General features: G+C 55.5%; 19 protein-coding genes. 16 read left to right on the top strand and 3 right to left on the bottom strand.

Annotated features, from left to right (window positions below; all coding sequences use genetic code 11):
• Window positions 1-97 precede the first annotated feature (97 nt).
• From infC to pheT, 6 genes are all read left to right on the top strand, one after another.
• Entirely contained in the window at window positions 98-619 is a 522-nt protein-coding gene (infC, locus tag QP888_RS09635) for a translation initiation factor IF-3 (RefSeq protein WP_082150525.1), read from the top strand.
• Between the two features lie 32 nt (window positions 620-651).
• Window positions 652-846 (top strand): 50S ribosomal protein L35, encoded by a 195-nt coding sequence (gene rpmI, locus QP888_RS09630; RefSeq protein ID WP_147578869.1) that lies wholly within the window; start codon window positions 652-654, stop codon window positions 844-846.
• A gap of 58 nt (window positions 847-904) precedes the next feature.
• Window positions 905-1288, top strand: a complete 384-nt coding sequence (rplT, locus tag QP888_RS09625; protein WP_284813357.1) for a 50S ribosomal protein L20 — start codon at window positions 905-907, stop codon at window positions 1286-1288.
• Window positions 1289-1404: 116 nt separating this feature from the next.
• Window positions 1405-2226, top strand: coding sequence for a TrmH family RNA methyltransferase (locus tag QP888_RS09620; RefSeq protein WP_284813355.1), 822 nt, complete (start codon window positions 1405-1407; stop codon window positions 2224-2226).
• A 163-nt stretch (window positions 2227-2389) separates the two neighbouring features.
• Window positions 2390-3448: a phenylalanine--tRNA ligase subunit alpha gene (gene pheS / locus QP888_RS09615; protein ID WP_018120131.1), complete on the top strand. Its 1059-nt coding sequence runs from the start codon at window positions 2390-2392 to the stop codon at window positions 3446-3448.
• Between the two features lie 29 nt (window positions 3449-3477).
• Window positions 3478-5982: a phenylalanine--tRNA ligase subunit beta gene (pheT, locus tag QP888_RS09610; protein WP_284813354.1), complete on the top strand. Its 2505-nt coding sequence runs from the start codon at window positions 3478-3480 to the stop codon at window positions 5980-5982.
• Between the two features lie 305 nt (window positions 5983-6287).
• Here pheT and ocd read toward each other — a convergent pair whose 3' ends face one another.
• The 3 genes from ocd to QP888_RS09595 all read right to left on the bottom strand — a co-directional run bounded on the left by ocd (window position 6288) and on the right by QP888_RS09595 (window position 10333).
• Window positions 6288-7316, bottom strand: coding sequence for an ornithine cyclodeaminase (ocd, locus tag QP888_RS09605; protein WP_284813353.1), 1029 nt, complete (start codon window positions 7314-7316; stop codon window positions 6288-6290).
• A 106-nt stretch (window positions 7317-7422) separates the two neighbouring features.
• Window positions 7423-8817, bottom strand: coding sequence for an amino acid permease (locus tag QP888_RS09600; RefSeq protein WP_284813391.1), 1395 nt, complete (start codon window positions 8815-8817; stop codon window positions 7423-7425).
• A 496-nt stretch (window positions 8818-9313) separates the two neighbouring features.
• Window positions 9314-10333 (bottom strand): formamidase, encoded by a 1020-nt coding sequence (locus QP888_RS09595; protein WP_284813352.1) that lies wholly within the window; start codon window positions 10331-10333, stop codon window positions 9314-9316.
• Between the two features lie 148 nt (window positions 10334-10481).
• On the opposite strand from QP888_RS09595, the gene argC reads away from it, so the two are divergent.
• From argC to tyrS, 10 genes are all read left to right on the top strand, one after another.
• On the top strand, window positions 10482-11525 hold the full coding sequence (gene argC / locus QP888_RS09590) for an N-acetyl-gamma-glutamyl-phosphate reductase (RefSeq protein ID WP_284813347.1): 1044 nt from the start codon (window positions 10482-10484) through the stop codon (window positions 11523-11525).
• 116 nt (window positions 11526-11641) lie between these two features.
• Window positions 11642-12877, top strand: coding sequence for a bifunctional glutamate N-acetyltransferase/amino-acid acetyltransferase ArgJ (gene argJ / locus QP888_RS09585; RefSeq protein WP_284813346.1), 1236 nt, complete (start codon window positions 11642-11644; stop codon window positions 12875-12877).
• Window positions 12878-12920: 43 nt separating this feature from the next.
• A complete protein-coding gene (gene argB, locus QP888_RS09580) occupies window positions 12921-13856 on the top strand; it encodes an acetylglutamate kinase (RefSeq protein ID WP_284813345.1) in 936 nt (311 codons plus the stop codon).
• Entirely contained in the window at window positions 13853-15025 is a 1173-nt protein-coding gene (locus QP888_RS09575; protein ID WP_284813343.1) for an acetylornithine transaminase, read from the top strand. The genes argB and QP888_RS09575 overlap by 4 nt, the downstream gene beginning before the upstream one ends.
• Before the next feature lie 8 nt (window positions 15026-15033).
• Window positions 15034-16029 (top strand): ornithine carbamoyltransferase, encoded by a 996-nt coding sequence (gene argF, locus QP888_RS09570; protein ID WP_284813342.1) that lies wholly within the window; start codon window positions 15034-15036, stop codon window positions 16027-16029.
• Window positions 16026-16523 (top strand): arginine repressor, encoded by a 498-nt coding sequence (locus tag QP888_RS09565; protein WP_284813341.1) that lies wholly within the window; start codon window positions 16026-16028, stop codon window positions 16521-16523. Before argF ends, QP888_RS09565 begins: the two co-directional genes overlap by 4 nt.
• A gap of 173 nt (window positions 16524-16696) precedes the next feature.
• A complete protein-coding gene (locus QP888_RS09560) occupies window positions 16697-17899 on the top strand; it encodes an argininosuccinate synthase (RefSeq protein ID WP_018120143.1) in 1203 nt (400 codons plus the stop codon).
• 8 nt (window positions 17900-17907) lie between these two features.
• On the top strand, window positions 17908-19353 hold the full coding sequence (argH, locus tag QP888_RS09555; RefSeq protein WP_284813390.1) for an argininosuccinate lyase: 1446 nt from the start codon (window positions 17908-17910) through the stop codon (window positions 19351-19353).
• A gap of 9 nt (window positions 19354-19362) precedes the next feature.
• Window positions 19363-19554, top strand: coding sequence for a Trm112 family protein (locus QP888_RS09550; RefSeq protein WP_284813340.1), 192 nt, complete (start codon window positions 19363-19365; stop codon window positions 19552-19554).
• 2 nt (window positions 19555-19556) lie between these two features.
• Window positions 19557-20822, top strand: a complete 1266-nt coding sequence (tyrS, locus tag QP888_RS09545; RefSeq protein WP_284813339.1) for a tyrosine--tRNA ligase — start codon at window positions 19557-19559, stop codon at window positions 20820-20822.
• Window positions 20823-21016 lie beyond the last annotated feature (194 nt).

Genomic DNA, 21016 nt, shown 5'->3' with positions numbered 1-21016 from the left:
TATGCCGACTGTCCCGGTATGTGTTTTTCTCGGGGGAGTACTCCTATTGTGGCAGGGTAGACGTTTCATTCGCCCCTTTTGAACTTAGGAGTCACACATCAGCGCTGAAGCTCGCATCAATGAGCGTATTCGAGTACCGGAAGTCCGTCTTATCGGTCCTGAAGGTGAGCAGGTTGGTGTCGTTCGTACCGACGATGCCCGCAAGGTTGCTTACGAGGCCGATCTCGATCTAGTTGAGGTTGCCCCAAAGGCAAAGCCACCTGTCGCCAAGATCATGGACTACGGCAAGTTCAAGTATGAACAAGCCCAAAAAGCCCGTGAGTCCAAGAAGAATCAGCAGCAGACCGTCGTCAAGGAGCAAAAGCTCCGTCCGAAGATCGACGACCATGACTATGAGACCAAAAAGGGCAATGTTGTCCGCTTCCTGGAAAAGGGCTCCAAGGTCAAGGTAACCATCATGTTCCGCGGTCGTGAGCAGTCGCGCCCTGAACTTGGTTTCCGCTTGCTGGAACGGCTGGCCAACGACGTCGAAGAATATGGCGTGGTGGAAGCTAAGCCGAAGCAGGATGGTCGCAACATGACCATGGTGCTTGGTCCAGTACGCAAGGGCAAGAAATAACGAACCGTCAATTAAGGAATTAAGGAAACTCCATGAAGCAGAAGACCCACAAGGGCACAGCAAAGCGATTCAAGCAGACTGGCTCCGGAAAATTGCGTCGTGAGCAGGCGAATCGTCGCCACCTGCTGGAGCACAAGCCTTCTAAGCGCACCCGCCGCCTGAAGGGTGACGTTGACGTTGCACAGTCTGATCAGAAACGCATCAAGCGTTTGCTTGGCAAGGCCTAAAGGCCCGCTCGTTTCATCCCACATCAGTACCAACAATAAGATTTAAGGAAGTTTCACCGTGGCACGAGTAAAGCGGTCCGTTAACGCCAAGAAGAAGCGTCGCACTATCCTGAAGTCCGCTAAGGGCTACCGGGGTCAGCGCTCTCGCCGCTACCGCGTAGCGAAAGAGCAGTGGCTGCACTCCATGACTTACGCTTACCGCGACCGTCGCGCGCGTAAGTCCGAATTCCGCAAGTTGTGGATCCAGCGCATCAACGCTGCAGCCCGCATAAACGACATCACCTACAACCGTCTGATCCACGGACTGCGTCTGGCCGAGATCGAGGTTGACCGTAAGATGCTCGCAGAGTTGGCCGTCAATGATTTCGACACCTTCTCCGCATTGTGTGAGGCTGCCAAGTCCGCACTGCCTGCAGACGTCAACGCACCAGCAAAGGTTTAATTTCCCGCGCAATACCGTACGTATGCGTCGCACGCCCTCGGAAAGATTCCGGGGGCGTTTTGCTGTGCTCACACCGCCTTAGAATCCGCGAGGCTGTTCCCGTAGACTTAGCCACCATGACGCTAGATTTCTCTGAGCCGTTTACAGAGCGCACCCCACGCGTATCTCGCGCTGCAAAACTGCACCGTGCAGCCGCCCGCAAAAAGGAACAACGCTTCCTTATTGAGGGAGAAAATGCGGTAGATGCTGCAGTTTCGACGGGTGCGGCTACTGACGTGTTTGTTACCGAATCTGCGGCGAAGCGCTTCGCGCACATCGTGACCACCGCTGGGTTTATGGACGTCTATATCCATCCCATCACCGACGGTGCCGCCAATCTGCTATCAGAAACCACCACCACTCCCGGTATTTTTGCCGTGTGCTTGCCGGTGATGTTTAGCGCTGGCAAGATCATCAAGTCCGCACCCAGATTGCTGACGGTTCCGGTAGAAACCTCCGAACCCGGCAACGCGGGCACATTGATTCGCGTCTCGGATGCCCTCGGAGCAGATGGCGTCGTGTTTGCGGGAAACACCGTCGATCCGCACTCTAACAAGGTCGCGCGGGCCTCCGCTGGTTCGCTATTTCATACTCCGGTTGCTCGCGAGACAGGAATCAATGACGTGCTAGGCCAGTTGCGCGCTGCCAATCTGCAGATCCTCGCTACGGCTGCCGATGGCGAGATCAGCCTAGAAAAAGCAGAAGAAACCGGCATGTTGGTAAAACCTACAGCGTGGTTGCTGGGCAATGAAGCCCACGGACTTTCTGACGACGTCGCAGGCCGAGCTGACCACCGCGTGTCCATCCCAATTCGTGGGAACGCAGAATCGCTGAACTTGGCGACAGCGGCATCAATTTGCCTATACGAATCTGCGAAAGCGCAGAAGCGGGCCCTCTAGCGGATGGGGTGTTGCCTCTTTTAGAGTGAGCGGACAGGCTGCATACATAAAACAGATGCCGCTAACGGTTGTGTCATAACGATCGCTAGACTGGCATGCGGACGATACTGAAATTTCACCCATTAATATTAACCACCTGACGATTAGCGCGAGGATAGCTGACGTGTCGAATGCACCTGATAATGGAACTGACATTGATTTGAGCCAGGAAGCCCTGGATGCCGCTGCCGAAAAAGCGATAGCAGATTTCTCTGCGGCATCCACCATGGAAGAACTCACTGAAGCTCGTCGGCAACATCTTGGTGATGGTGCTTATATTCCGCGTGCTCGGCAATCGTTGGGTTCGTTGCCGAAGGATCAGCGCAAAGACGCCGGTAAAGCTGTGAACATGGCGCGCGGCAAAGCAGAGAAGTTCTTCGCAGGCATTCAGGCGGAATTAGAAGAACAGGAACGCCAAGCGCAACTGGTTCGGGAAAAAGTTGACGTCACGATTCCAACCACCCGGCATCAGACCGGCGCTTTACACCCAATTACTGCCTTGTCTGAGCGCATCTCGGATATTTTCATCGGTATGGGGTGGGAGATCGCCGATGGTCCCGAGGTGGAAGCCGAGTACTTTAATTTTGATGCGTTGAACTTCAAGCCAGACCACCCAGCACGTACGCTGCAGGATACGTTCCACGTCGGCAAGCCAGGCTCACAGCAGGTGCTGCGTACCCACACTTCGCCGGTGCAGGTGCGTTCGATGCTAGAGCGCGACGTGCCGCTCTACATCGCCTGCCCAGGACGTGTGTTCCGTACCGACGAACTCGACGCCACTCACACCCCGGTGTTCCACCAGATCGAAGGCTTGGCCGTCGACAAGGGCCTGAATATGGCTCATCTTCGCGGCACCTTGGATCACCTGGCGAAAACGCTGTTCGGCCCAGAGACCACGACGCGTATGCGCACCAATTATTTCCCGTTCACCGAGCCATCCGCTGAGGTTGATGTCTGGTTCCCCAACAAAAAAGGCGGTGCAGGTTGGATCGAATGGGGCGGCTGCGGCATGGTCAACCCCAACGTCTTGACTGCCGTTGGGGTAGACCCGAACGAATACACCGGTTTTGCCTTCGGCATGGGCCTGGAGCGTACCTTGCAGTTCCGTAACGGCCTGTCAGATATGCGCGACATGGTCGAAGGCGACGTTCGCTTCACCCTGCCATTCGGAATCCACGCTTAAGTACCAACCCAGAATAAGGAGCCGCAACTATGTTGATCACCCAGAACTGGGTTACCCGTCTACTCAACCAGCACAACCCGGAGTGGGCCGTCAGCCCGGCCGATTTTGACGGCGGTTACGTCCGCGTTGGATTCGAAACCGAAGGCTACGAGGCAATCGAAGAAACCACCGGCCCATTGGTATTCGGGCGGGTAGAAGAAATCGAAGAGCTGACCGAGTTTAAAAAGCCCATCCGTTATTGCCAAGTCAATGTTGGCAAGGCCAATGGCACCGGCGAGATGCAGGGAATTATCTGCGGTGCGCGCAACTTCGCGGAAGGTGATCTCGTGGTTATCGCGCTTCCCGGAACCGTGCTACCGGGTGGTTTTGCCATCGGCGAGCGTAAGACCTACGGAAAAATGTCTCGCGGCATGATTTGCTCGGTGGCTGAGCTGGGTCTCACCGATAAATCTGACGGCATTCTGACTCTCCCGGCTGATGCCGGTGACCCAGGCGAGGATGCCCGTGGTTATTTGGGCTTGGATGATGTCATCTTTGATGTCAACATCACTCCGGACCGTGGTTATGCGCTGTCCGCTCGTGGATTGTCCCGCGAAATCGCCTCGGCGTTTGATCTGAAGTATGTTGATCCCGCAGTCGACCCTACTGTTGCAGGGTTGAACATCGACGGCGTACCTGCTGCCGACGGCGAAACCCTGTCTGTCAACATCGCCGAGGAGACCAAGACCCGCCGTTTTGGTCTACGCAAAGTCGTTGGGATTGACCCGACTGCGCAGTCACCATGGTGGATGCAGCGCGAATTGATGCTTTCCGGACAGCGCCCGGTCAACGCCGCCACGGACATCACGAACTACTTGATGTTGCTGTTGGGGCAGCCGATGCACGCTTTCGACGCGGGCAAGATTCAGGGCGGGCTTACCGTACGCCGCGCAGAGGAAGGCGAGAAGTTTGAGACGCTTGATCACGTCAACCGTACCCTGAATGCGGAAGACGTTGTGATCTGCGACGATTCTGGAATTCAGTCCATGGCTGGAGTGATGGGTGGAACCACTTCAGAAATCAGTGATACGACCACCGACGTCTACTTCGAGGCTGCAAACTGGGATCCGATCACCGTGGCTCGCACTTCGCGTCGGCACAAGTTGTCGTCGGAAGCATCCCGTCGTTTTGAACGAGGTGTCGACCCGGCACTGGTTGAGGTGAGCCTCGATCTGGCTTGCGTGCTGCTTGCAGATATCGCTGGCGGCACCATAGAAGCCACCCGTACTGTGCACGGGGATGTTCCTACCAGGCCGGAAATTTCCATGCATGTGAGTTTCCCATCGCGGATCGCTGGCGTCGACTACCCCGAACAGGCCGTTATCAGCCGTTTGGAGGAAATCGGCGCGGACGTCGTCAAGGATGGGGACCAATTACGTGTGACTGCACCAACCTGGCGTTCTGATCTCGGGGTTGCAGTCGATCTGGTGGAAGAAGTCTTGCGCCTAGAAGGGCTGGAAGATATTCCGACGATCTTGCCGACGCCTTCGGCGGGCCGTGGCTTGAACCCCGCACAAAAACGTCGCCGCGCAGTTGGCCATGCTTTGGCGTATTCCGGTTATGCGGAGATCTTGCCGACGCCGTTTATCGCCAACGACACCTTCGATATTTGGGGATTGGCCGCTGACGATCCACGCCGGAATACCGTTGCGGTACAGAACCCGTTGGAATCCGACCACGCAGTTTTAGGCACCACGTTGTTGCCATCAATGCTGGATGCGGTACGCCGCAATGTCGCCCGGGGCCGTGACTCGGTTGCTTTGTTTGGCCTCCAGCAGGTGAGCTTTGCTTCTGCGGATTACACGCCAATGCCGTTGGTTGCCGACCGGCCAGATGATGCCACCGTGGCGAGTGTCGTCGATAGTTTGCCGCGTCAGCCGTTGTACGTGGTAACCGTTGGTTCAGGTGAGCAGGAATTTACTGGGCCGTGGGGCAGTGGTCGGCACTACACCTATGCAGACGCGATCGAATCTGCGCGCATTGTGGCGCGGGCCTGTGGCGTAGAACTCGAAATTGCGAACGCAGAATATTTGCCGTGGCACCCGGGACGCTGCGCGCAGCTGAGCGTTGCGGGCACCGTGGTCGGTCACGCCGGTGAGTTGCACCCACAGGTTGTCGAGGCTCTCGGATTACCGGCGCGTACGTGCGCTATGGAATTGAATCTTTCCGCATTGCCGTTGGATGAGTCTTTCCCGGCACCACGGTTGTCGGCATTTCCTGCTTTGCACCAAGATTTGGCACTGGTCGTCGACGACGAGGTTCCGGCCGAGACTGTGCGACGGGTTGTCGAATCCGCGGCTGGTGAGTTGCTGGAGTCCGTGGAACTGTTCGATGTTTTCCGCGGTGAGCAGGTTGGAGCTGACAAGAAATCGCTAGCTTTTAACCTGATATTCCGTGCTGCTGACCGGACACTGACCGACGAAGAGGTTAATGAATACCGTGTACAAGCTGCGGAGAAAGCACGAGTGGAGCTGGGTGCGCACATGCGTGCCTAAACTTGTTTGGCCTTGGCAGGATATGGACAGTTCGGTTCGCTGCCTCGCCGAGCTTCCTTGTGCTCTAGCGGGGTTGCCTGCAGTCGCCAGGCTCGTTGAGCATTAAAAATGCGCCCTACCGTGCGGTAGGGCGCTCTTTTACAAATAGTGGTCAAAAACTGCCTACTTTTAAGCCACTATTTGTAAAACTGGTCGTAATTTCTGCATTCGTGCCCGGTTCTCGCCCAAGATCCTGCCCGTGGCCCGCGGCCCTTGGCGCCAGGTCCTTCGCAGCCCTGGAGCCCTCCCGGCCAGCCGACGAAAGCTTAGACCAGGGAAGGAACTTCTGCGACCAGCGAGAAGAGATCCTTTGGATCCTCTGGGTTGGCGATTAAGTCAATGTCGGTCTCGAGCTCGGTACCGGCGACATCATCGCGGAGGTAACGCAGAGCAGAGAAATCATTGATGGCGAAACCGACGGAATCGAACAAGGTGATCTCCTCATCGGAAGAACGGCCCTTTTCCTTGCCGGTGATGACCTTCCAGAACTCAACAACCTCGTAGTCGTCTGGCTTCTGCTGGATCTCGCCTTCGATGCGGGTCTGCTCAGGCAGTTCGACGAAGACGGTGGACATATCCAGGATGTCTTCTACCAACTCGGTCTTGCCAGGGCAGTCGCCTCCAACGGCGTTGATGTGTACTCCCGGCTTGACGTGCTGGGTGCCCAGAATCTGGTTTTGTGCCTTATCCGCGGTGCAGGTGGTGATGATGTCGGCACCCTCGACGGCTTCTTCGGTGCTGGAGCAGACAGTGATGTTGAAGCCCAGTGGCTCCAGGTTACGGCGAACCTTCTCCAAGGCCTCAGGGTCTACGTCGTAGATACGGATGTCTTCGATGCCCAAATTGCCGCGGAAGCCAAGTGCTTGGAATTCAGCCTGCGAACCTGCACCGATCATGGCCATGGTCTTGGAATCCGGGCGTGCCAGCGTCTTGGCCACCATGGAAGAAACGGCTGCGGTGCGCAGTGCAGTTAGCAGCGTCATTTCCGACAAAAAGGTTGGATAACCATTGTCGACGTCGGCAAGCATACCGTACGCGGTAACAGTCTGGAAACCACGTGCCGGGTTGGATGGGTGACCGTTGACGTACTTGAAGGAGTATTCTTCGCCGTTCGACGTCGGCATCAGCTCGATGACGCCAAACGGGGTGTGGCTAGCAACGCGAGGGATGAGGTCGAAACGCTCCCACTCGGCGTAATCCTTCTCCAAGTAGCCGACCATACCGGTGATGATCTTTTCGACACCTTCGCGCTGGATCCAGCGTGCCATGTTGTCGACATCTACAAATTTGACCATTAGTGTGTGGTCTCCTTTCGTACTGAGTTTCTGTGTTTCGAATCGGTTCCGACGTGACTTCTTCTGTGCCACTGAGCTCAAGCCGGAAGATCCATGTGAACTTTATTTACTCGCCAGGTTCCTGGCTGTTGCTTCCCTGATTGTACGCTTTCATGCGCGACTGGCGAGCTTCCAGCTGTGCCATTACTTCTGGTTTACATGCCTTCCATCCAATCCAGAACATCGGGATGAGCAGGAGAGAAGCCGCCAAGGTATAAGTTCCCACCGGCCAGTCGAAGGCCATGAGAATGATGACAACTCCGATGAAGATCACAACTGCGATATCGCCCCATCCGTGAAATGGGCTCGCATAACTAGAGCGTTCGTACTCTCCAGTCTTGGATAGTTTGACGAACTTCCAGTGCGCCATGCTGATCGCCGCCCAGCTGGCCATGGTGCCCAGAGCTGCCAGGTTCAGTACGATCTCAAAGGCCATTTCCGGAACCACAAAGTTCAAGAACACACCAGCGAATGCGATTGCGCCCGCAAGCAAGATTCCGCCATAGGGCACGCCGTCTTTGGACAGTGCCTTGCCGAATTTCGGACCAGAACCGGAAATCGACATGTTGTACATCACGCGGCCGGTGGAGTACAGGCCTGCGTTCAAGGAAGACAAAGCCGCGGTAATTAGAACCAATTGGAAGATGGGTGCGGCGACGCCGATGCCAAAGGAATCAAAGAAGGTCACGAATGGTGACACACCTGCGATGTATTCGGTGTGCGGCAGAACCAGCGTGAGCAACAGTACGGAACCGAAGTAGAAGAAGATGATGCGGAACAACACCGCGTTGACGGCCTTCGGGATGATCTTTTCGACGTTTTTGGTCTCACCTGAGGTAGTGCCGACCAATTCGATACCGGCGTAGGCGAACACAACTCCCTGAACGACAACAATGGCAGGAAGCAGGCCGTTGGGAAGCCAGCCGCCACCTTCGCTGATCAGTTGGAAGCCAGTGTCATAGCCCTGTGGGTGGCCAGTGAGTACCACCCAAATACCCAGTGCCATGAAGACTAACAGTCCGAGAATCTTGATTAGAGAGAACCAGTATTCCAGTTCACCGAAGATCTTCACCGAAAGCATGTTGAAGCCCAGAATGAAGACCACCACCCCTAGGGCTAGGGCCCATTGCGGGATCGAATCCAGAATTGATGTGTACCGGTCGAACCACAATATGTATAGGGCTACGGCAGTGGAGTCTGCGATAATGGTCATTGCCCAGTTACCCCAGTACAACCATCCGGTAACAAAGGCTGCTTTTTCGCCGTAGAACTCACGGGCATAAGAAACGAACGATCCCGATGATGGGCGATAGACGATGAGCTCGCCAAGGCCACGCAGGATGATGTAGCCAAAGAAACCACAGACCAGGTACAAAACAGCCAGGAATGGGCCGGCCTGTTCCAGACGGCTACCGGTACCTAAGAGCAAACCGGTACCGATCGCGGAACCGATGGCGATCATTTGCAGTTGGCGTTGACCCATTCCTTTGGACAGGCCTTGATCTTCATCAAGATAGGATTCACGCCTTCCATCTGTTGCAGGCCCCATCGCGCCGCCTTGCGGCTGGGGAGTTTGCTCTGACATATGACTTTCTCGCCTTCTAGTCGTTGGAATGCAGTGCAATGCAGTACATCGTAGGTCTACGTGCCTGCATGCATCACATGTAAAAATGTGATACGGGCTACGCCCAAGCGTTATAAGAATAAGTGACTGAGGTTATAAAAACAAGCGGTATTGTTGAACAAAATGGGACTTGTGCGAAATAGTTATCACTGTGGAGGCTGCCCATGCAGCGGCAGGGTACTTGACGCAGAAACGGCGACATCGGAGCAAGGGCGTCGACAAGCATAAAGCGGCCAACCACAAAGCGGCCAACACAGCCATGAATTGATGCTGTGCTGGCCGCGAAAAACAATCAGCTTCCTGATTGTGGGGCGGACGGGAATATTCAGAAATTTTACTTCTTAAACTTGTCCGGCAGTGGTCCTAGTTGTGGGCCATCAGGGTAGTACTTCCACCCATCTTTGATTCGGACTTCATCCGCCCACGGCACTTTATACTGGCCTTTGGCAAGATCATCGATCCACGTGAGGTAGTTGCCGGTCTCTCCGCCTGGAACTGCGACATAACCGCGGTTGCCCAGGTTGAAGATGTTGTTTTCCAGGCCCCAGTTGATGCGGGCTTTATCTGCAAGTGCTGGGAAGATTTCGGCGGTGACGATTTCGTCTGGGTTGCGGTGACCCTCAGCGATGAGGTTGCCGTCGTAATTGCAGACATTGCCTTCACCGAAGTAATAGAAGACATTGTCATACCCTGCCAAGTTGACGGATGCGGTGAACATGAGGTTCTGGAATGCATTCGTCTTGTTGGTCATGATCCATTGGTCTTGCACTTGCGTGCTGTAACCAGAAATGCGGATGTATACGTTTGCTCCCTTGTAGGCGGCTTCGCGTGCCAACTCTGGGAACATGCCGTCGTGGCAAATATTGACGGCAAGCTTGGATCCTTTTGGTCCGTCGCAGACTGGCATTCCGAGATCTCCTGGGGACCACGGTTCGATTGGGGTCCATGGCTGGAGCTTACGGTAGTGGAGTGCGAGCTCACCATTGTTGTCGATGATGATCGCGGTATTAAACGGCGGCTTTCCTTCTTTATGGTGCGGCTCCATGATGGAGAACACACCCCAGACGTCGTTGTCTTTGCAGGCCTGACGGAATTTGTTGACTTCGGGTGAATCAACCGCGATGAGGAATTCATCATAAGACCAGATCGCGGTGTTCAAACCGGAGGTGGAGTACTCCGGGAAGACAATCAGATCCAAGTCTGGGTAACCAGCCTTGGTGGATGCTACTCGACGGCAGATTTCGTCCACGTTTTTCTGTACGTCTTCTGGGCTTTCGACGATGGGGACGCGGTACTGCACAAGGGCCATGAGTAAGCCGTCGGGTGATGCGGAAATTGAGCCAGTACTAGACATGGAACACTCCTTTGCGTGATCTGCATTACGGTATAACCCCACTGTACGCTGTCGAGAGGGTTATCACGACTTTGCACTAACTGCGGTGGTAAATATGCCTGAATGAATAATTTGCATTTTATTGCATAAAGTTTGCTAGGGTGGCGCTATGACGACTTCAGTTGCTGTAGCAGGAGCCACCGGTTACGCGGGCGGCGAGATTCTTCGTCTGTTGTTGAACCACCCGCATTACCACAGCGGTGACCTGACAATCGGTGCATTGACTGGTCACTCACACGCCGGTAAGCCGGTCGTGGAACAGATGCCGCATCTGCCGCAGCTCCGCGACCGAATGGTGGAAGACACCACTGTTGAGGTGCTGTCGGGCCACGATGTTGTGTTCTTAGGTTTGCCACATGGGCATTCTGCAGCATTGGCGAAGCAGCTGCCGGAAGAGACCATCATTATTGATTGTGCGGCCGATTTTCGGTTGCAGAACAAAGCGGACTGGGATGCGTACTATGGCGGGGAATATGCAGGCCAATGGCCGTATGGTATTCCAGAAATGCCAGGGCACCGCGCTGAAATTGCGGCAGCAAAAAAGGTTGCTGTTCCCGGGTGTTTCCCCACTGGGATGACGCTTGCTTTGCTACCGGCCGTGGCATCCGCGGTAATAGAACCAACTATAAATATTGTTTCCATTACCGGTACTTCGGGAGCTGGTAAAAAGGCCGCGGTTCCGCTGTTAGGGTCTGAAACCACCGGAAATCTGCGTGCTTATAACACTTCCGGCGTCCACCGCCATAACCCAGAAGTGATCCAAAACCTTCGCGAAGTCCAAGATCAGGACTACCGCATCAACTTCACCCCGGTGCTTGCACCAACCACCCGCGGAATTTTGACCACGGCTACCGCACAACTTGCGAAACCGTTGTCGCAAGGAGAAATCACCGATATCTTTCATGATTTCTACCGCGATGAGCCATTCATTCAGGTACTCCCCGCAGGTCAGCAACCGGAAACGCAACATGTCATTGGTGCAAACACATGCCAGATACAAGCCGAAGTTAACGAGGCAACCAATACTCTGTTGATCACCGCAGTACTCGACAACCTGACCAAAGGTACCGGCGGAGCGGCTGTGCAATGCATGAACCTGATGCTGGGGTTTGCGGAAACCGCCGGGCTTACTCACCCAGGCCTAGCGCCCTAAACCGAGGAATCTGTACCCCGTGCATCCACCTGCCGCACCAGTATCGGTACGGCAATAAGCAACGAAACTCACCACAGCACAAGCAGAATAGCCACAAATAGCGACGAGGATTTTCTATGAGCACCCCAGACAACAGCACAGACAATGCCACGGAACAGGCAGCAGGGACTGCGCAGTCTGCTCATCACACCCGTGGGGTCACCGTGCCACAGGGATTTCGGGCGGCGAGTGTCACAGCGGGAATCAAGCCCTCCGGCAAGACTGACCTCGCGTTAGTCGTCAACGATGGCCCAGAATTTTCTGCGGCTGGTGTCTTTACCCGTAACCGCGTGGTGGCTGCGCCGGTCAAGGTCTCGCGCGAAGCTCTTGCCGACGGTCAGTTGCGCGCAGTGCTGTATAACGCTGGCAATGCCAACGCGTGCAATGGTGCACCGGGGCTTCGCGACGCACAGCAGATGCAGACTGAACTTGCTGAATTACTGAATTTCGACTCCAACCACGTAGCTGTATGTTCAACCGGGCTGATTGGTGAGCCGATGCCGATGGACAACGTATCAGCTGGTATCGAAAAGCTACCTGGTGTATTAGGGGATAGCCCAGACCATGGCGAGGGTGCAGCACGAGCAATCATGACCACTGATACCACCGTGAAGCAAACCGTGGTCGAAGGCGATGGTTGGAACCTCGGCGGAATGGGCAAAGGCGTGGGGATGATGGCCCCATCGCTGGCAACCATGCTGGTGTGCTTGACGACGGATTTGTCAGCTACCCCAGAACAACTCACCACGGCGTTGAAAAATGCGACGGCAGTGACTTTTGATACCCTCGACGTGGACGGCTCAACGTCCACGAACGACACCGTCGTGCTCATGGCCAACGGCGCATCCGGTGAAACTGCCACGCAAGAAGCGTTGAATGAAGCGGTTCTCGCGGCCTGTGCGGACTTGGCAGACCAATTGCAAGCGGATGCCGAAGGTGTCACCAAGCGTGTGAAAATCACTGTCGAAGGCACCACGGACGACGTAGAAGCGCTCAATGCCGCTCGCACGCTCGGCCGCGACAACCTTTTCAAATGCGCCATGTTCGGTTCAGACCCCAACTGGGGGCGCGTTTTGGCCGCCGTCGGTATGGCTGATGCGGACATGGATCCGGATAACATCAGCGTCTATTTCAATAATCACGCGGTCTGCAAAGCCACCACTGGTACGCCGGCTGCACGCGAGGTCGACCTGTCCGGGGCTGATATCGACGTCCGAGTAGATCTCGGCACCGGTGGTCCGGGTAGCGCTTTCGTGCGCACCACTGATTTGTCCCATGACTACGTCGAAATTAATTCGGCATACAGCTCATAACGCGTCCCCAAGACAGACACTAGGAAATAAGGAGCCGGTGGCCATGTTGGAACACCTCAGTAACCGCGACCGAGCAGCAGTGCTGTCTGAAGCATTGCCGTGGCTACAACACCTCCGCGGCAAGATCGTCGTCGTCAAGTATGGCGGCAATGCCATGGTGGATGACGAGCTAAAAGCAGCGTTCGCGAAAGACATGGTGTTGTTGCGCACGATCGGGGCTCGACCCGTAGTAGTCCACGGCGGTGGACCGCAGATTACGGAGATGCTAGAGCGTCTTGGCCTTGAAGGCGAGTTTAAAGGCGGCTTTCGGGTTACTACTCCAGAAGTCATGGATGTCGTCCGCATGGTGTTGTTTGGGCAAGTTGGCCGTGATTTGGTAGGCCTTATCAATTCCCACGGGCCGTATGCGGTGGGAACCTCTGGCGAAGACGCGGGGCTGTTTACCGCAGAAAAGCGCTACCTGGATATCGAGGGAGAACAAGTAGATATCGGACACGTGGGCGATATCGTCAGCGTCAACCCGGAAGCCTTGATGGACATTATTGATGCCGGGCGCATTCCTGTGGTTTCCACAATTGCGCCTGATCACGACGGCGAGGTGTACAACATTAACGCCGATATTGCTGCTGGAGCATTAGCTTCCGCGATTGGCGCAGAACGTTTGTTGGTCCTGACCAATGTGGAAGGCCTCTATAAAGACTGGCCGGACCGCGACTCGCTGGTTTCTACCATTGAAGTTGACGAACTCGACGCCTTGTTACCGGGTCTGGATAGCGGCATGATCCCGAAAATGGAAGCCTGCCTCAATGCAGTTCGCGGTGGCGTTAACGCAGCCCACGTTATCGACGGCAGGGAAGCGCACTCGGTGGTGCTGGAGCTACTTACCGAAGGCGGTGTGGGCACCATGGTGTTGCCAAATAATCACCGAAGCACGGACTATCCCGGAGGAACCGTGCTGCGAAAGGATGATCACGCATGATGCAGAAAAAAGCAAACGATTGGTCTAGTGCATTGATGAATAACTACGGGACCCCCGCTATCAGCTTAACCGGTGGGCAAGGCATGTATCTCACCGATACTGAGGGGAAGCGTTATCTCGATATGCTCGCTGGCATCGCGGTTAATGCTTTAGGGCAGGCACACCCGGATATTGTCGAGGCAGTCAGCACGCAGATCGCCACACTGGGGCATACCTCAAACATCTTCGCCACCCCGCATTCAATTGAGGTCGCAACCGCGCTGAAACAACGCTTCGCTGCTGGCAGCGACGACAGTGCTCGGGTGTTTTTCTGCAATTCCGGAGCGGAAGCTAATGAGGCTGCGTTCAAGATTGCCCGCCTGACAGGTCGTGGCCGGGTATTGGCAGCAGAGGCCGGCTTTCATGGGCGCACTATGGGCGCACTCGCGCTGACGGGACAACCAGAAAAGCGGGCCCCATTTGAACCCCTGCCAGGTGGTGTGGATTTCTACCCCTACGGCGACGTGCAGAAACTGCGCGAAATCGTCGAACAAGATCCCGACGGTATCGCCGCAATTTTCGCCGAGCCGGTTCAGGGAGAAACTGGTGTTATACCCGCGCCGGAAGGTTTCCTGGCTGTAGTGCGTCAGCTGTGCGATGACTATGGCATCCTCATGGTCGCTGACGAGGTACAAACCGGGGTAGGACGAACCGGAAAATTTTTCGCCCATGAGTACGCCGGGGTGGTTCCAGACGTCGTCACCATGGCCAAAGGCCTCGGCGGCGGCCTGCCGATGGGGGCAGTGCTTGCTCGCGGCGAAGCTGCACAATACCTCCAGCCCGGCCAGCACGGCACCACGTTTGGTGGAAATCCTGTGGTCTTGGCAGCAGCCCGCACGGTGCTCAACACTCTGGATGAAAAATTCTTGCAGCACGTACGTGAAATCGGTGCGTATCTTCGCAGCCAGCTGCAGCAGCTTTCCGGGGTCTCGGAAGTTCGCGGTACCGGGTTGATGCTCGGAGTGGTGCTCGAATCAGCGAACGCGAAAGAAGTCGTCGTTGCAGGTCTCGAGCGCGGGCTGATCCTTAATGCTCCAAGTGACAAGGTCGTGCGCTTGACTCCACCGCTGATTATCGAACGACGACACGTCGATGAATGCGTAACAATACTGCAAGAAATACTCGATTAAGGACTTTTATGACATCGCAAGCACAACCTTCACAGCTTCGTCATTTATTGGCGGATGATTCGATTACTCCCGCTGAGCAAAAAGAAATTCTTGCTCTTGCTGCTGAATTGAAAGCTGACCCGCTGAGCCACCGCCCATTGTCCGGCGGTCGCAGTGTGGCCGTCGTTTTCGATAAGACTTCGACTCGTACTCGTTTTTCTTTCGATGCCGGCATCGCTCAGCTGGGAGGAAGTGCGATCGTCACTGAGGCCGGCGCCTCCCAGATGGGCAAAGGCGAAACTGTTGCCGATACTGCGCGGGTGCTTTCACGCTACGTCGAGGCGATTGCCTGGCGCACCTACGAGCAAGCGGGCTTGGAAGATATGGCGGCACACGCCACCGTGCCTGTCATCAACGCGCTTTCGGATGATTTCCACCCGTGCCAGATTTTGGCAGACCTGCAGACCATGGTGGAATCCCTCTGCCCAGACACAGGAGTGGCAGGATTGTCTGGCAAGAAGGTTGCATATCTGGGTGACGGCGACCAGAACATGGCTAATTCCTACATGCTGGGCCTGGCGATGGCTGGTATGGATGTGTGGATCATTTCACCCGAAGATTTTCAACCGCAGGTGAAATTCGTTGATCGTGCTCGTCGGCAAGCAAAGATTACTGGCGGCAGTGTGACCGTGAGTGCGGATCCAGCAGATGTGGCGGACGCGGAAGTTGTGATCACTGATACTTGGGTGTCCATGGGGCAAGAAGACGACGGTAAAGATCGCACCACGCCATTCGTGCCGTACCGGGTGACGCAAGAAATCATGGACAAGGCAGCAGAAAACGCAATTTTCCTGCACTGCCTTCCGGCATACCGTGGTAATGAAGTCACGGCAGAGGTCATCGATGGCCCAGCTTCACGTGTATTTGACGAGGCAGAAAACCGTCTGCATGCACAAAAGGCGGTGCTTGTGTGGTTGCTGGGCTTTGCCGCTGGTAATCCAGTAGCGAAAGCGAGGATGCTATGACACACACCTATTCCCGTACCGGGCGCCAAGCCCGGATCGTGGAATTGCTGGAACAGACGCGCATTTATTCGCAGGCGCAACTATCCAAGCTCTTGTTGGCCGAGGGCTTCGAAACAACCCAGGCCACGTTGTCTAGAGACCTCGACGAGCTTGGTGCCCGGAAGGTCAAACCCGTCGACGGGCGCAGCTTTTATGCGGTCGGCGACGCTGAATCACTACAAGTACCGTCTGCGTCCGGCCCTCGGGATAAACTCCGCAAAATGATGGCTGATCTCGTGGTTGCAGCTGATCACTCGGCGAACACCGCGGTGCTGCGTACGCCGCCCGGTGCCGCGCCCTACCTTGCGAGTTTCATTGACCGATTGGGTGTATCCGACATCGTCGGCACGATTGCTGGTGATGACACCGTATTTGTGCTCGCACGTGATCCGCTCACTGGAAAGGAACTCATCGACTCCTTGGCGGATGGGGCAGCCACGATTGGCCCCGAGTAAACCCAGCGCGAAAAGTACCCAAAACCCCCGAACATTATTAAACAATGATGGGCTTCTACACTGATTCCGGACGGTGTTGGCTCTGTACCAACGGAGTACCAACGGCGGGTCACGCTTCTCGTCGATAGCGCCCGGAACAACCGAAAGCAACAAACAACAGTAAAGGAACGATCATGAAAAACCGCATCGTACTTGCGTACTCCGGAGGTTTGGACACCTCGGTAGCTATCCCATACCTGGCACGTCAGACGGAAGGTGAAGTCGTCGCCGTTGCTCTGGACCTGGGACAGGGCGGTGAAGACATGGAATCGGTTCGTCAGCGGGCACTGGATTGCGGCGCTGTCGAGTCCATCGTCGTTGATGCCCGCGACGAATTTGCCGAAGAATATTGCTTGCCGACGGTGCAGGCTAATGGCATGTATATGAAGCAGTACCCACTGGTGTCTGCGATTTCGCGTCCGCTGATCGTCAAGCACCTGGTACAGGCTGCTCAAGAGCACGGCGGCACACATGTCTCCCACGGATGCACCGGTAAGGGTAATGACCAGGTCCGCTTCGAGGTCTCTTTCCGTGCTTTGGACCCAACCCTGGACATCATCGCACCTGCGCGTGACTACGCCTGGACTCGGGATAAGGCCATCGAGTTTGCCAACGAGATCGATTTGCCTATCGAGCAATCGGAGAAATCGCCATTTTCGATCGACCAAAACGTATGGGGCCGTGCTGTCGAAACCGGTTTCTTGGAAGATCTGTGGAACCCTCCAACAAAGGATCTCTACGCCTACACCGAGGACCCAGCACTGGGCAACGCCCCGGATGAGGTCATCATTTCTTTCGAGGCCGGGCGTCCAGTTGCTGTCGACGGCAAGAAGCTTTCGCCGCTAGAGATTATTGAAGAACTTAACCGTCGTGCCGGCGCACAGGGTGTGGGCCGACTGGACATGGTGGAAGACCGTTTGGTGGGCATTAAGTCCCGTGAAGTCTACGAAGCCCCAGGCGCAATGGTGTTGATCAAGGCTCACGAGGCTATTGAAGATGTCTGCCTGGAGCGCGAGGTTGCTCGGTACAAGCGCAGCATCGATGCCCGTTGGTCTGAGGAAGTCTACGACGGCTTGTGGTTCAGCCCTCTGAAAAAGTCCCTCGATGCTTTCATCCAGTCGACGCAGGAGCACGTCACCGGCGATATCCGTCTGGTACTGCACGCCGGAAACATCATCGTTAACGGCCGCCGCTCGAACCAGTCGCTGTATGACTTCAACCTGGCTACCTACGACACCGGCGATACTTTCGACCAAACCGCTGCCAAGGGTTTCGTTCAGCTGCACGGTCTGTCCACCCAGATTTCCAATAAGCGTGATCGCGAGGCAAATAACTAATGGCTGGAATTCAGGCGCATTCTACGAACGAAGGCGCGCTGTGGGGCGGCCGCTTTTCGGGCGGTCCGTCCGATGCCATGGCTGCGCTGTCTGTGTCGACGCACTTTGACTGGGTGTTGGCGCCCTACGATGTGTTGGCCTCCAAAGCACACGCCCGGGTATTGCACAAGGCAGGGTTGCTGTCGGATGAGGATCTGGAATCGATGCTCGACGGGTTGGATCAGCTTGGTCGCGACGTTGAATCCGGTGAATTTACCCCAGATCCAGGCGATGAAGATGTCCACGGTGCCATGGAACGAGGCCTGATCGATCGCGTCGGTAAGGAACTGGGTGGTCGCTTGCGCGCAGGCCGTTCCCGCAACGACCAAGTTGCCACGCTATTTCGGATGTGGGTCCGCGATGCCATTCGTGATGTTGCCATGCAGTTGGTGGATCTTATTGACGCGCTGGCGGCGCAGGCAAAAGCACACCCTCGTGTGATCATGCCGGGCAAGACTCACTTCCAGGCAGCTCAGCCAATTTTGTTGGCGCACGGTCTGCTGGCTCACGCACAACCGTTGCTGCGAGATCTTGATCGCCTGCGTGATTTGGATAAGCGTTTGGCAGTATCGCCTTATGGCTCCGGGGCATTGGCGGGCTCGTCGTTGCAGCTGGACCCAGAAGCTATCGCGGAGGAGCTGGGCTTCGATAGCTCCGCGGAAAACTCGTTGGATGGCACCTCATCCCGTGATTTCGCCACGGAGACCGCATTCGTCCTGGCACAGATCTCCGTCGACATGTCTCGCTTGTCGGAAGAGATCATCGCTTGGTCGACCCCAGAGTTCGGATACGTCACGCTTAGCGACGAGTGGTCCACGGGATCATCGATCATGCCGCAGAAGAAGAACCCGGATATTCCGGAGCTGCAGCGTGGTAAGACTGGTCGCCTGATTGGCAACCTGACCGGGCTGTTGTCGACGTGCAAAGCCTTGCCCTTGGCGTATAACCGGGATCTGCAAGAAGACAAAGAGCCGCTTGTCGACGGCTTCGCTCAGCTCAATCTGGTGTTGCCCGCTATGACTGGGCTGGTTTCCACCCTGGTTTTCCACGAAGACCGGATGCGGGAACTTGCACCGCGTGGATTCACGCTGGCTACTGACTTAGCCGAGTGGATGGTGCGCCAAGGAGTACCGTTCCGGGAGGCCCACGAAGCATCTGGCTCGTGCGTACGCTTGGCTGAAGAATCGGGTGTTGATCTGGTTGATCTGACCGACGAGCAGTTGGCAAGCGTCGACAAGCGATTGACCCCAGAGGTACGCGATGTCCTGACCATCGATGGGGCAGTGGCATCGCGGGCAACCCGTGGCGGAACCGCTGGTGAGCGCGTCGACGAGCAGCGCGAATCCGTGGAAAAAGCAGCGGTAGAGTTTCGGGAATGGGCCTCGATCACTGTCGCGGATAAGGCAAAGCGATAAGCTAGCCGCATGAGCCTTGATCCCCGGTTATTGGAAATTTTGGCCTGTCCACAAGACAAAGGTCCATTGCACTATCGCGACACAGACAACGTCCTGGTGAACGAGAGGAAAGGTATTGCCTACCGTATCGACGACGGCGTGCCCGTGTTGCTCGCAGAAGAAGCGATGGACTGGCCAAATGACTGCCAAGGAGAGAACTAACCATGAACAATATTGTGGATGAGCTGCAATGGCGCGGACTAATTAACCAATCCACTGATCTCGATGAGTTGCGCGAGGCGACGTCGACACCCATCGCGCTGTACTGCGGGTTCGATCCAACCGGGGATTCTTTGCATGCTGGGCACCTGGTGCCGATGATTATGTTGCGCCGTTTCCAGGAAGCTGGACACAAGCCGTTCGCGTTGGCTGGTGGTGCCACTGGGTTTATTGGTGACCCACGTGATGTGGGGGAGCGCTCCATGTTGAGCGAAGAAGAACTAGAAGCGAATGTCGCTGCTATTAAAAAGCAGCTGCGCCAATTCATTGACTTTACCGGCGACAATGCCGCTACCCTGGTTAATAACGCTGATTGGACAATGGGGATGTCTATTGTGCAATTCTTGCGTGATGTCGGGAAAAACTTTTCCCTGAATACAATGCTGGATCGCGATACCGTTAAGCGTCGCCTGGAGTCTGATGGGATCTCATATACCGAGTTTTCCTATATGCTCCTGCAAGCCAACGACTTCGTGCATTTGAATAAAGAGCACGACGTGGTCTTGCAAATCGGTGGCTCGGATCAATGGGGAAATATCATCTCTGGTGTCGATCTGAATCGCCGCGTATCTGGCGCTAAAACGCACGCGTTGACCGTGCCATTGGTGACTGACGCAAACGGCAAGAAATTCGGTAAGTCTACCGGTGGCGGCAAGTTGTGGTTGGATCCAGAAAAGACTAGCCCCTATGCGTGGTATCAGTACTTTGTGAACTCCGGCGATGCCGACGTTGTGCGTTATTTGAAGATGTTCACGTTCCTCTCACAAGAAGAGATTGGTGAGTATGAGCGTGCTGTAGCTGAAGAACCGCACAAGCGGGCTGCTCAGCGTCGTTTGGCGGAAGAAATGACCGATCTGGTTCATGGTGTGAAAGCCCGCGAAGCGGTGCAACTCGCCTCGCAAGCATTGTTTGGACGGGCTGATTTAACCCAGCTGGATGAGGCTACCTTGCAGGGGGCATTGCAAGAAACGACGGTTGCGGAAATTAGCGCTGGACATGCGCGATCGATCGTAGACCTGTTGATAGCTACCGGTTTGGTTGATTCCAAGGGCGCGGCGCGCCGCACCATCAAAGAGGGAGGTGCCTACGTGAATAACGAGCGCATCGAATCTGTGGAATGGGAGCCTTCGGCAGAAGATCTATTGCACGGAAGTTGGCTAGTACTGCGCCGCGGTAAGAAAAATTTCGCAGGCGCTAGGGTAGCGGTTTAAGACGACTTATAACCCGTTATAAGTCGTAGTTTTTACCCTTTAAACTGGTGATTTGTGAACAATCTATAACGTGTGTAGATTAATCCAAGTCGCCGCGAGGGGCTGACAGGGAAAATAACTTCACAGGATGTTGGTTCTGGTGGTTGTGTTTCTTGTTTGTCTGGTGGTGATGATCATAATTTTATAGGGCCGAT

Origin of the sequence: Corynebacterium sp. MSK297, from assembly GCF_030232885.1 — a bacterium.
Classification (GTDB): Bacteria; Actinomycetota; Actinomycetes; order Mycobacteriales; family Mycobacteriaceae; genus Corynebacterium.
The sequence above is the reverse complement of the archived record's forward strand: the minus strand, read 5'-3'. Positions and strand labels throughout refer to the sequence as shown.

Excerpts from the sequence above, each read along its gene's own strand:
- rpmI (WP_147578869.1), top strand. The coding sequence starts at position 652 with ATGAAGCAGAAGACCCACAAGGGCACAGCAAAGCGATTCAAGCAGACT.
- QP888_RS09620 (WP_284813355.1), top strand. The coding sequence starts at position 1,405 with ATGACGCTAGATTTCTCTGAGCCGTTTACAGAGCGCACCCCACGCGTA.
- pheT (WP_284813354.1), top strand. The coding sequence starts at position 3,478 with ATGTTGATCACCCAGAACTGGGTTACCCGTCTACTCAACCAGCACAAC.
- ocd (WP_284813353.1), bottom strand. The coding sequence starts at position 7,316 with ATGGTCAAATTTGTAGATGTCGACAACATGGCACGCTGGATCCAGCGC.
- QP888_RS09600 (WP_284813391.1), bottom strand. The coding sequence starts at position 8,817 with ATGATCGCCATCGGTTCCGCGATCGGTACCGGTTTGCTCTTAGGTACC.
- QP888_RS09595 (WP_284813352.1), bottom strand. The coding sequence starts at position 10,333 with ATGTCTAGTACTGGCTCAATTTCCGCATCACCCGACGGCTTACTCATG.
- argC (WP_284813347.1), top strand. The coding sequence starts at position 10,482 with ATGACGACTTCAGTTGCTGTAGCAGGAGCCACCGGTTACGCGGGCGGC.
- argJ (WP_284813346.1), top strand. The coding sequence starts at position 11,642 with ATGAGCACCCCAGACAACAGCACAGACAATGCCACGGAACAGGCAGCA.
- argB (WP_284813345.1), top strand. The coding sequence starts at position 12,921 with ATGTTGGAACACCTCAGTAACCGCGACCGAGCAGCAGTGCTGTCTGAA.
- QP888_RS09575 (WP_284813343.1), top strand. The coding sequence starts at position 13,853 with ATGATGCAGAAAAAAGCAAACGATTGGTCTAGTGCATTGATGAATAAC.
- argF (WP_284813342.1), top strand. The coding sequence starts at position 15,034 with ATGACATCGCAAGCACAACCTTCACAGCTTCGTCATTTATTGGCGGAT.
- QP888_RS09565 (WP_284813341.1), top strand. The coding sequence starts at position 16,026 with ATGACACACACCTATTCCCGTACCGGGCGCCAAGCCCGGATCGTGGAA.
- QP888_RS09560 (WP_018120143.1), top strand. The coding sequence starts at position 16,697 with ATGAAAAACCGCATCGTACTTGCGTACTCCGGAGGTTTGGACACCTCG.
- QP888_RS09550 (WP_284813340.1), top strand. The coding sequence starts at position 19,363 with ATGAGCCTTGATCCCCGGTTATTGGAAATTTTGGCCTGTCCACAAGAC.
- tyrS (WP_284813339.1), top strand. The coding sequence starts at position 19,557 with ATGAACAATATTGTGGATGAGCTGCAATGGCGCGGACTAATTAACCAA.